Origin of the sequence: Nostoc sp. DedQUE09, from assembly GCF_034530915.1 — a bacterium.
Taxonomy (GTDB): domain Bacteria; phylum Cyanobacteriota; class Cyanobacteriia; order Cyanobacteriales; family Nostocaceae; genus Nostoc.
Map to the genome: position 1 here is coordinate 45,036 of NZ_JAVRCE010000050.1, position 10,994 is coordinate 56,029.

General features: G+C 43.5%; 10 protein-coding genes. 6 read left to right on the forward strand and 4 right to left on the reverse strand.

What is annotated here, in order from left to right; translation table 11 throughout:
- Window positions 1-142: 142 nt before the first annotated feature.
- Together RMY27_RS25560 and RMY27_RS25565 are read left to right on the forward strand one after the other, a co-directional pair.
- Complete coding sequence (locus tag RMY27_RS25560; RefSeq protein WP_322667686.1) at window positions 143-814, forward strand: ABC transporter ATP-binding protein; 672 nt, start codon at window positions 143-145, stop codon at window positions 812-814.
- 117 nt (window positions 815-931) lie between these two features.
- Entirely contained in the window at window positions 932-2,344 is a 1,413-nt protein-coding gene (locus tag RMY27_RS25565; RefSeq protein ID WP_322667673.1) for a TolC family protein, read from the forward strand.
- Window positions 2,345-2,736: 392 nt separating this feature from the next.
- On the opposite strand, the gene RMY27_RS25570 is transcribed toward RMY27_RS25565, so the two are convergent.
- Together RMY27_RS25570 and RMY27_RS25575 are read right to left on the reverse strand one after the other, a co-directional pair.
- A complete protein-coding gene (locus RMY27_RS25570; RefSeq protein ID WP_322667674.1) occupies window positions 2,737-3,132 on the reverse strand; it encodes a hypothetical protein in 396 nt (131 codons plus the stop codon).
- A gap of 142 nt (window positions 3,133-3,274) precedes the next feature.
- Window positions 3,275-3,433 carry a hypothetical protein gene (locus RMY27_RS25575; RefSeq protein WP_322667675.1) on the reverse strand — a complete coding sequence of 53 codons (159 nt, stop codon included), beginning with the start codon at window positions 3,431-3,433 and terminating at the stop codon, window positions 3,275-3,277.
- 249 nt (window positions 3,434-3,682) lie between these two features.
- Here RMY27_RS25575 and RMY27_RS25580 point away from each other — a divergent pair, with 249 nt between their 5' ends.
- The 3 genes from RMY27_RS25580 to RMY27_RS25590 are packed head-to-tail and all read left to right on the forward strand — an operon-like array spanning window position 3,683 to window position 4,567.
- Window positions 3,683-3,922 carry a hypothetical protein gene (locus tag RMY27_RS25580; RefSeq protein WP_322667676.1) on the forward strand — a complete coding sequence of 80 codons (240 nt, stop codon included), beginning with the start codon at window positions 3,683-3,685 and terminating at the stop codon, window positions 3,920-3,922.
- A gap of 31 nt (window positions 3,923-3,953) precedes the next feature.
- Window positions 3,954-4,247, forward strand: a complete 294-nt coding sequence (locus RMY27_RS25585) for a DUF433 domain-containing protein (protein ID WP_322667677.1) — start codon at window positions 3,954-3,956, stop codon at window positions 4,245-4,247.
- Entirely contained in the window at window positions 4,244-4,567 is a 324-nt protein-coding gene (locus RMY27_RS25590) for a DUF5615 family PIN-like protein (RefSeq protein WP_322667678.1), read from the forward strand. The genes RMY27_RS25585 and RMY27_RS25590 overlap by 4 nt, the downstream gene beginning before the upstream one ends.
- A 318-nt stretch (window positions 4,568-4,885) precedes the next feature.
- On the opposite strand, the gene RMY27_RS25595 is transcribed toward RMY27_RS25590, so the two are convergent.
- Window positions 4,886-9,442 (reverse strand): NB-ARC domain-containing protein, encoded by a 4,557-nt coding sequence (locus RMY27_RS25595; protein WP_322667679.1) that lies wholly within the window; start codon window positions 9,440-9,442, stop codon window positions 4,886-4,888.
- Between the two features lie 168 nt (window positions 9,443-9,610).
- Between RMY27_RS25595 and RMY27_RS25600 the strand changes: the two genes are divergently transcribed.
- Window positions 9,611-9,832, forward strand: a complete 222-nt coding sequence (locus RMY27_RS25600; protein ID WP_322667680.1) for a hypothetical protein — start codon at window positions 9,611-9,613, stop codon at window positions 9,830-9,832.
- Between the two features lie 40 nt (window positions 9,833-9,872).
- On the opposite strand, the gene RMY27_RS25605 is transcribed toward RMY27_RS25600, so the two are convergent.
- A complete protein-coding gene (locus RMY27_RS25605; RefSeq protein ID WP_322667681.1) occupies window positions 9,873-10,691 on the reverse strand; it encodes an SDR family oxidoreductase in 819 nt (272 codons plus the stop codon).
- Window positions 10,692-10,994 lie beyond the last annotated feature (303 nt).

Here is a 10,994-nt window from a genome sequence, read left to right on the forward strand (position 1 = left end):
CACTCAGCACTCACTACTCAGCACTCACTACTCAGCACTCACTACTCAGCACTCACTACTCAGCACTCACTACTCAGCACTCAGCACTCAGCACTCACTACTCAGCACTCACTACTCAGCACTCACTACTCAGCACTCAATTATGCCAACAATGATTTGGATGGAATCTATTACTAAAACCTATCACTTGGGAGAGGTTAGTGTTCCAATACTTAAGGGAATTCAACTCTCAATTGAGGAAGGTGAATACGTCTCAATTATGGGTGCGTCAGGTTCTGGTAAATCTACACTCATGAATATTTTGGGATGTCTGGATCGTCCGACAACTGGAAACTATATTTTTGAAGGCAGAAACCTGACGACTTTTAATGATGATGAATTAGCCTATATCCGCAACCAAAGGATAGGTTTTGTTTTCCAACAATTTAACTTATTGGCGCGGGCGACAGCGTTGGAAAACGTCATGTTACCAATGGTTTACGCTAACTTACCCAAGCCAAAACGCCGGGAAAGGGCATTAGAAGCCTTAGAAAAGGTAGGATTAGGGGGACGCATCGCTAACCGTCCTAGTCAACTATCTGGCGGACAACAACAGCGGGTAGCGATCGCTCGTGCTTTGGTCAACCGACCTGCATTAGTTTTGGCAGATGAGCCAACCGGAGCTTTAGATACTGAAACTTCCTATGAGGTGATGAGTTTACTGACTGAACTTAATAACCAAGGAATCACGATTGTCATTGTCACTCATGAACCAGATATCGCTGCTCAAACCCATAGGATTATTCGAGTTCAGGATGGTTTGATTGTCGGGTAATTTGTTAAAATCAACCCTTGGAGGAGGAATTTAAGATTTAAATCTCTCTAGGTCAATCAGGATGAAAACTTTTGATTATATCCTCAAAAGAACCTAATTAATTACTATATCTAGATTATGAATTTCAGCTTATTATTCGTGCATTTTACCTGGGTTACTGTCGCGATCGCGATTCTTTTTCCAAATGCAGCAAGTGCAGCAACTCCGCCAAAAGCACAGAATTCCTCAAGCTCTGTACAAGTTCCCGATCGCCTCAACCCCAATCCCAATCCGCTGCAATTTCCGACTAAACCGGAGGAAGTAAGAATTCAGGGAACTGTACCAATCAGTTTGGCACAAGCTTTAGAACTAGCAAAACGCAACAATCGAGACTTGCAGCTAGCTATATTACAGCTAGAACGTAGTCGCTCGGAACTACGCGAGTCTCAAGCGGCTTTGTTTCCTACTCTTGGTATTAACAGTAGTGTGACTAATAGTGGTAATGGTTTTAATAGCAATTCATCTCAAGCCAGCACCTCTTTTAATGGTTCAGCAGAACTGAATTATAATCTCTATACTTCTGGGAACCGACAAGCGAGTATTCGAGCCGCAGAGGAACAGTTACGGGTAGATGAATTAAATGTTGAAAGTCAATCTTTGATAATTAATTTGAATGCCACCACTCAATACTACGATTTGCAACAAGCAGATGAGCAAGTCAGAATTAATCAATCTGCTGTGCAAAATGCCCAGGCTAGTTTGCGGGATACTCAAGCCAGAGAACGGGCTGGAGTGGGTACGCGATTCGATGTGCTGCAAGCTCAGGTGAATTTAGCAAATGCCCAACAACAGCTGACTAATGCGATCTCACAGCAGCAAATTGCTCGTCGTCAGCTTGCTACGTTGTTAAGTTTATCGCAGTCAGCTGAGATCAGTGCCTCAGACCCCGTACAATTAGCGGGTCTTTGGCCGCAGACGGTAGAACAAAGTATTGTCCAAGCGTTTCAAAATCGTCCAGAATTGCAACAGTTTTTGGGACAACGTAATATTGAGGAGCAACGACGACGACAGGCACTTTCACAACTAGGGCCGCAAGTTAGTTTGGCAGGAAACTACAATCTGCTAGATCGGTATGATGATGGTGTCAGTATTACTGATGGCTATTCAGTGGAACTTGCAGGAAATCTAACTTTGTTTGATGGCGGAGCAGCAAGAGCAAGGGCGGCTCAGTCGAGAGCTAATATTGGGATCGCAGAGACTCGATTTGCTAACCAGCGTGACTTAATTCGCTTTGATGTAGAACAGTACTATGCTCGATTGCAATCCAATTTAAATAATGTGCAGACTTCTAGTGTGGCTTTAAATCAAGCTAGGGAAGCTCTGAATTTAGCAAGATTGAGGTTCCAAGCTGGTGTAGGCACTCAAACAGAGGTAATTGATGCTGAAAATGACCTGACAAGAGCAGAAGGTAATCGAGTCACAGCTATTTTGGATTACAATCGCGCTCTAGCTAATTTACAAAGAGCGGTAACATCCAGAGCTTCACGTTAAAGGAATTCTAGTTAAAAAATTATCCTATGGGCGCAAGGTCTTACGCCCCTACAAATCTAACTTTTCACGGCATCTGGAAAACCTCTCTTTAAATCTCTCTCCTAAAAGGAGCTACGGTGTACACACAAGTCTGAAACAGTTCACTCATCAGAGTTTAAGCGTAAGTTTTACCCCTCCCTAACCCTCCCCGTATGTATTGGGGAGGGAACTGTATTTCTAGTTTCCCCCCTTTCCAAGGGGGGATTAAGGGGGGTAATTCGATCTGTGTGTACACTGTAGCCTAAAAGGAGAGAGACTTTGAATTTTCCACCCTTCCCGACACGGGAAGGGGGTTAGGGGGTTAGGTTTTTGGTGGACTTTTCCACATAACATGAAAAGTCAGATCCTGCATTTTATGCAGTTTTAGCATTTTCATCAGATGCTTGTTCTGCAACATTTTTCAAGCGGCTCGATCTGATTTTGCGGATGCGATCGCTATAGCGAACACCACCCGCCATCTCATATTCGCGGCTGTCTTTGCCGTACTTGATACCAACCACCATCAGCATCTTCTCAGAAAGCTGACTCAAGTTTTTTTCCATTTCTTCAATTTCAGTTTTAGAAGAGTCAACCACAGACAGAGCAGTATTATAAACATCAATTTTGCTGCGTAACTGGTCGATTGACTCAACTAATTTTTCTAGACTATAATCTTCATCAAATTTGACGCTTGGAACAATCGATTTCAGTCCAGCGGATCTTAACTGAGCTTTTTCTAAAACACGGGATGTACGTTTTTTACGAGACATAAAACTACTCCTTTAAAATTCTTATAGAGCTAGCTTGCCTCAATTAAACTGCATTCTGGTTCAGCAAAACTCGCAGTTTTTGTAATAAATTTTTCAAGTTATAGCAGTAAAATTTCGGAATTTTATTACTAGATATTGGTATTTATATAGATAATTGTTTAAGCTTCATCAAAACTTTAAGGGACACTGCTCCCACAAGTTCTGTAGCTGCTCCCACAAGTTCTGTAGCTGCTCCCACAAGTTCTGTAGCTGCTCCCATAAGTTCTGTAGCTGCTCCCATAAGTTCTGTAGCTACTCTCATAAGTTCTGTAGCTGCTCCCATAAGTTGGGGAGTGCGTAGGCAAAAATCTTGTAAGCGATCGCTTAGTATTCTGTAGAAAAGATATAAGCGATGCCTACGGCGGTAAACTACGCAGTTTAGGCAAATTCAATTGCTGCACCCCACAAGCGTAAAATACAACCTAAAGACTTTGGGCTTGACAAAAATATAACTGTTAAAATCAGCATAATGGTGTCAAAATGCGAATAAAACACATCCAAAAGGAGAAAAATGCCAGCCATTGTTAAACTACAACTCTCCTTAGAAACTTTAGCAGAAGCAATATCTTCTCTTGATTTAACAGAAAAACGTCAACTTCAAGAGCTAATTGAGCAACAAATTTTTGAAGCCGAAGAAGCGTTGTACGAAGACGATGCAGATACACTGGCAGAAATGGAAGAAGTTCGCGCTGAGTATAGCGATGGTGAGTCAATGACTTTAAATGAATATCTTGCTAACTGGTCAAATTAGAGATAATGTAAAAAATTTCGGAGAACAAGTTTTGACAACTATTACCGATATTGGCACACTGATTAACCATAACCCTGAAATACACGGCGGTTGTCCGATTATTGCTGGTACAGGGGTGACAGTCAGGCGCATAGCAATCTGGTACAAACAAGGTTATAGCGCCGAAGAGATTGCAGATCAAATTAGTCATTTGACCTTAGCGCAGGTTTATGCAGCTTTAGCTTATTATCATGCTAACCGCGACCAAATTGACGCTGACATTGCAGCAGAAGAGGCAGAGGGAGACAGATTAGAGAAACTGCATAAAATTCAAAAACTTTCATGAGCCGAATTCGCTTGTATATGGATGAGGATTCTACCGCACGTTCTCTAGTTCTGGCTTTACAAAATCGTGGTATAGATGTGATTACAAGTCTAAATTTGAATAGGCTGGGATATACAGATGAAGAACAGCTAACGTGGGCAACTGAGCAAGGTTTTGTTTTATATAGTTCTAATATCAGAGATTTCTACCGTTTGCACACTGATTTTTTGACCAAAGAACAATCTCATGCAGGAATGATTTTGGTACAGCAGCAACGTTACTCAGTGGGGGAAATAATGCGCGGTATTTTGAGGTTAATTGCAGTTAAGTCAGCAGAATAAATGCAGAATCAAGTAGAATTTTTGAGTAGTTGGATTGATGAATAGTATCCAATACGGTTCACTTAGAGCTAAAAACTGGGAAGCGCTATAGTTTAACGTCGCTCATTGACAGTCTAGACAATTTCTCTGATGATTTTATGATTAATTGCGATCGCCCACTCATCGACACCAGAGAGAATTGGGTTGAGTAGTTGTAAAAGGCGATCGCACTTTGCTTAAAACTATAAATACTGCATCCCCTTATACCAATTGACCAATATCTGGATACAGATGCAAGTTAAATCTAACTCTCTTAAATTACGAATTACGAATTACGAATTATTTCCACCATCGCGCCACATCCTGAATAGCACGGGCAAGTTCTGCCGTTGCTGCTTGACCACCTAATGCAAAGATAACTGGAAATAATGCCTTGATATCTTGCAGTAAGTTAGGGCGAGTGCGAAGGCATAACTTATCAAGTGTATCTTGCCAGAGAGGGAAAAGTTTGGCATTTGGCATTTGTGATAGACCGGAAGCTAATGCACTCAGGGCTAGGGCGCGAGATGTCTCATCCTGAATTGCCCTGGCGGTTTCGAGTGCTTCTGGCAACAACTCTGGCAGTTTGTCGGCTAATGCATTCAGGGCTAGGGCGCGAGATGTCTCACCCTGAATTGCCCTGGCGGTTTCGAGTGCTTCCGGCAACAACTCTGGTAGTTTGTCGGCTAATGCATTCAGGGCTAGGGCGCGAGATGTCTCATCCTGAATTGCCCTGGCGGTTTCGAGTACTTCTGGCAACAACTCTGGCAGTTTGTCGGCTAATGCATTCAGGGCATGGGCGCGAGATGTCTCATCCTGAATTGCCCTGGCGGTTTCGAGTGCTTCTGGCAACAACTCTGGCAGTTTGTCGGCTAATACATTCAGGGCTAGGGCTAGGGTGCGATATCTCTCATCCTGAATTGCTCTGGCGGTGGAGAGTGCTTGTGGCAACAACTCTGGTGGCAGTTTGTCGGCTAATGCGATCGGGGCATCGGCGCGAGATGTCTCAGACTGAATTGCCCTAGCGGTTTCGAGTGCTTGTGGCAACAACTCTGGTGGCAGTTTGTCAGCTAATACACTCAAGGCATTGGCGCGATATCTCTCATCCTGAATTGCCCTGACGGCTTCGAGTGCTTCTGGCAACAACTCTGGCAGTTTGTCAGCTAATACATTCAGGGCATCGGCGCGAGATGTCTCATACTCAATCGTCCTAGCGGCTTCGAGTGCTTCTGGCAACAACTCTGGTAGTTTGTCGGCTAATACTATCAGGACTTTGGCGCGATACTTCTTATCCAGAATCGCCAGTGCCGCCTCTATAACTTGTGGAAGCAACTCTGGTGGCAGTTTGTCGACCAATGCACTCAGGGCATCGGCGCGAGCGCTCTCAGACTGAATTGTCCTAATTGCAGCGAGTGTTTCTGGCAATACCTCTGGCAGTTTGTCGGCTAATACTATCAGGAGTTTGGCGCGATCCCACTCATCGTAAATTGTCCTGGCGTAGGCCAGTGCTTCTGGCAACAAATCTGGTGGCAGTTTGTCAGTTAATACAATCAGGGCTTTGGCTTGATCCCTGTTATCCTGAATCACCCTTACCGCCTCTAGGAGTTTTAGCAATAACTCTAGTGGTAGTTTGTCAGCTAATGCTATCAGGAAATTAGTGTGCTTGCTCTTAGACTGAATTGACCTTGCAGCTTCTAATACTTGTGACAACAACTCTGGTGGTAGTCGATCGCTTATTAATGCTCTCAGAGCATAGATACGATAATACTCATTCTGAATAGTCCTTGCGGCTTCTAATACTTGTGAGAACAACTCTGGTGGTAGTTTAGCGGCTAATCCACTTAGGGCATAAACACAATAAAACTCATCCTGAATCGTCCTTGCCGCTTCTACTAATTGTGACAACAACTCTAGTGGTAGTTTGTCTGCTAATGCAATCAGGACTTTGGCGCGATAAAACTCATCCTGAATCGCCAGCGCCACTTCTAGAACTTGTGGAAGCAACTCTGGTGGTAGTTGATCGCTTAATGCAAACAAAACTCCAGCGCAATAAAATTCATCCTCAATTGCTCTAATGGCAGTGAGTTTTTCTGGCAACAATTCTGGCAGTTTCTCGACTAATACACTCAAGACTTTGACGCGATAAAACTCATCTTGAATAGCCCTTGTCGCATCTAGGACTTGTGGCAATAACTCTGGTGGTAGTTTGTCAGCTAATACCTCCAGGATTTCAGCGCGATACTCGTCATACCAAATAGCCTTTGCCGCCTTTAGAGCTTGTGGTAACACTGAGGGCAGTTTGTCAGCTAATGCACTTAGGACAAAAGCGTAATACCTTTGATCTTTGATCGTCTTAGCTGCTTCTAAGGCTTTTGGCAACAACTCTAGTGTTAGTTTGTCCGCTAATGCACTCAGAACATAGGCGCGATCGCTATCAGACTGAATTGCCCTAGCGGCAGAGAGTGCTTGTAACAACAACTCTGGTGTTAGTTTGTCCGCTAATGCACTCAGAACATAGGCGCGATACTCCTCAGACTGAATTGCCCTGGCAGCAGAGAGTGCTTGTGGCAACAACTCTGGTGTTAGTTTGTCCGCTAATGCGATCAGAAAATTGGTGCGATCGCTCTCAGACTGAATTATCTTGGCGGCAAAGAGTGCTTCTGGTAAAAACTTTGGTGTTAGTTTGTCCACTAATGCGATCAGGAAATTGGTGCGATCGCTATCAGACTGAATTGCCCTGGCGGCAAAGAGTGCCTTTTGCAGTGCTAAGTCTTGAAGATTTGGTGGCAAATAGGCGACTAGTTTTGTCAGTGAATTAATTTTCTGATTAGGATTTGGGTTTTGTAGAGCGTAAGCCAGTCCTTGTTCAGGAGTCCAGAAATTGTTTTTAACTAGTGCAACCAGCAGTTCTGCTGGTAAATTAGCTGCCAGACTATTAAAAGATGCAGTAATCAAAGCATAGCGACACTGCCAACCCACCACTTGCGGCAAGGTTGCTTCAGTCCAATTTGCTTTTGCTAGTTCCCAGGCACGAGAAATATCTGTGATGTAACCGCCAGTTTGTGCCAATTGTTCTCGCACTTCATACCAGCCATTGCTTCCAGTTGCAGACTCTTCCCGCAATAACTGGTGAATCTCTTCTAACTGTCCAGCCTTTTCCAAATGCCAAACTAAATACTGATGAATGTAACCATCATCGAGTAAAGTATGCCATAAACCATTCTGGGTTTTCTGCCGATACTTCTTTAAAAAAGCAGCGTGAACATCAGCAAGGTTTAAACCCAACCCAGCCAAATCTCCTGGGCGCTTTGGCTGTGAGGGAGCAGTTAACAAATTACAAGCTAAATCGTGGAATAAGTCATGTAAGCGATAGGTAGGCATACCATCAGCAAGCGGTACTCCTGTTAATAGCAATGCTTTATTCCGTAAATATTGCAACATCTTGGCAGCATCACGCTTATCCATCTGCCACAGCGTTGCCGCCATTATCTTATTAATGTTGACATCCTCCGGCAACACCCCTAACCAAGAGAAATGCTGCTGCTTTTCTGGTGGCATTCTCTTGACACTCAAATTTAATGATGCCCTTAAACTCAGGCGTTTTAAACTAGCCTCATCAGTAATTTCTTTAGCTTCCGGTCGGTCAAAACTTGTTAATCTGGCTACTTCTTGCTGAATATCCGCCAACAGTTCATTCCAAGTCGTACCACAGGCAACTTCGGCGGCTGCAAGTTCCAATGCTAGGGGAAGATAACCAACACCTTTGGCTAAATTTTCTGCTGAGTAACGTTCTGTGCCTGTAATCTCGCGTCTTAATTTCTTGGTCAGCAATTCCATTGCCTGGTCTGGTTTCATTATATCCAGACTGTAGGTGTTGGCTGCTAAAGCATCGGCAATGTGACCTTCACGAGTAGTTACTAAAACTTGACAACGCGCCCCACCAAAATTAAATGCTCGTGCATCTTCGGTATTCCAAGCATCGTCCACCACCAGCAACACAGCTTTGTCAGAAAGCAGAGTCTGCAAATGCGAGGAAGTTGCTTCTATACTTGTAGGCTTAAAGCTATAGTCTCCTAATGCTCGCACCCAGCCACTAAGTAAAGCCAGCACATTGGGTTGTTGACCTAATGTTGCCCAAAGAATGCCATCACAAAAACGAGATTGTATTTCTGCATTATGGGCTAAAGCCGCAGCTAAAGTAGATTTGCCCACGGAACCCAAACCGTGAATTGCAGTAATTACTAAAGTGCGACTATCAGACGATGAACCATTTAAAAGACGAGTCTTTAAATCTTCACTGTACTCTGGGCGTTCTACAAAGTATGTGGGTAAAGGTGGCGCTTGAAATATACTTGTGTTACCTAACCCCCTAACCCCCTTCCCTACAAGCGAATGGGGAAAATTCAAAGCCTCTCTCCCTGTGGGGGAGAGGTTTGGAGAGGGGTTATTTAATTTCGATTTCTTGGGTCTATTCTTTTCCCACGCTTCATCAAACCCTTTCAGATTCTTCTCTCTATCCTTTGACCATAGCTTGAGTGTAAAGCGCCAGTCATCAGAACCTTGAGTTTGCAGACGGTTATCTTCCAGAATCTTCAAAAAATCCTTCAGCAAATTCAGCGCTTCTCGAATTTGCGCTTTAGTTAACTTGCCAGGATATTTGTCTTTTTGCGTCAGCAACTCCAACACGACTAACGTAGTCTGCACAGTCAGCTTGGGGTTAACGCTGTCTGCTTCTTTCCAGTCGGACTCAATTTTAAAGTTACCATCCTCAAATTCCCCATCGACGAAACAAAGCAACGCCTCCAGCAGACGCTTGACTCGCTTTTGAATTTGAGGCCCATAGGTAATTCGTGGCATTACATCCAAAAAGTTGAGTAAGAAGTTTGGGGCTACCCCAGATTGAAACTACCACCCCAAACTCATGTAATCCAGATTCTAAGGCATTTTCAGCAAGATTAGGGTACTTGCATAAGGGCACAACCCCAAAGAGAACCTGTATTTATCAACTCTTTGAGGCGCAAACAAATGCAAGTCCGTCAACTTTTCAGTAAAACCATTGCTTTGTTGCTAGCAATGCAACTATTCTTGATAGGTCTACAAGCTAAAAGCCAGATTGACCAGGGTAACTCATCCATTGAGACGTTGATTTGGATGACTCAACAATATATTTCAGTGCTGGTTAAAATTCGCAGCTTGCAGGATAAAAGGGAGAAAAACGATTCTCCAAAGCTCAAAAGTAAAAGATAAAATCGTAGGGTGTGTTAGGCAAAACGCCGTAACGCACTGTCTAAGTTCGTTCTTCCATGCCAAATACACGCCGAAAAACTGACTGCATCAAACTAGGAGACAAGTGATAAATAGCTTTCCAAAGGTTTGTTGTGCCTACCATGACATCAGAACGCTGATGCTTTACTGCTTCCCAAATTGATTTTGCTACATCTTCAGGCTTTTCTAGTACAGGAATTTGAATTGCTTTATCTACCAACTCAGAACGCGCCTCGGCAGTTTCCTCGTCTTTACCGCGAAAGATTGCCCGTTCCATCACTTGAGTACTGATAAAACTGGGATAAATTCCGCTAACGTGAATCCCTTTTGGTGATAACTCAGCGTGTAGCGATTTTGTCAATCCAGTTACGGCGTATTTAGTGGTTGTGTAAGGAACTTGGTAAGGAATCGGTTCTATACCACCAATAGAACTGACATTAACAATGGTTCCTTTGCGACGTTCTAAGAAATGGGGCAGGATGGCATTAATAGTATGGATATAGCCCCACAAATTGGTATCAATCATCTGATGCCAATCATCTAAGCTAAAATCTTCAACGGGCCCTAAGCAAAAGATACCTGCATTATTAATTAATACATCTATGTTACCAAAATGAGCGATCGCCTTTTGGATCAGGTCGTTTACTTGTAAAGGATCTTTCACATCGCAAGAAATAGCGATCGCTTCTCGTCCAAGTTCCCGTATCTGTGCAGCAGTAGCTTCTAAACGGTCAAGTTGACGAGCTGCCAACACCACATCATAGTTGTGACGGGCAAATAATAATGCTGTAGCTTTGCCAATTCCTTGCGATGCGCCTGTAATAATTACTGTATTTGTCATAATATCAATTACTTTTTCTTGTGCGTCTTAGAGCTCGTTTTCAAAATGGTACTTGAGGTAGCTAAAACTTTAAATCCTCCTTAAAAAGGAAGTTCCTAACATCCCTCCCCGCAAGCGGCTACGGTGTACAGGCAAGTTGAATTACCCCCTTTAGAAAGGCTACGGTGTACAGGCAAGTTGAATTACCCCCCTTAATCCCCCCTTTCCAAGGGGGGAAACAAGAAATCTAGTTCCCTCCCCTTTGCAAGGGCAGGGCTGTTTCATTCCCCAAAGAGCTTTAAAAATCAAGGGTTATAGCAATTA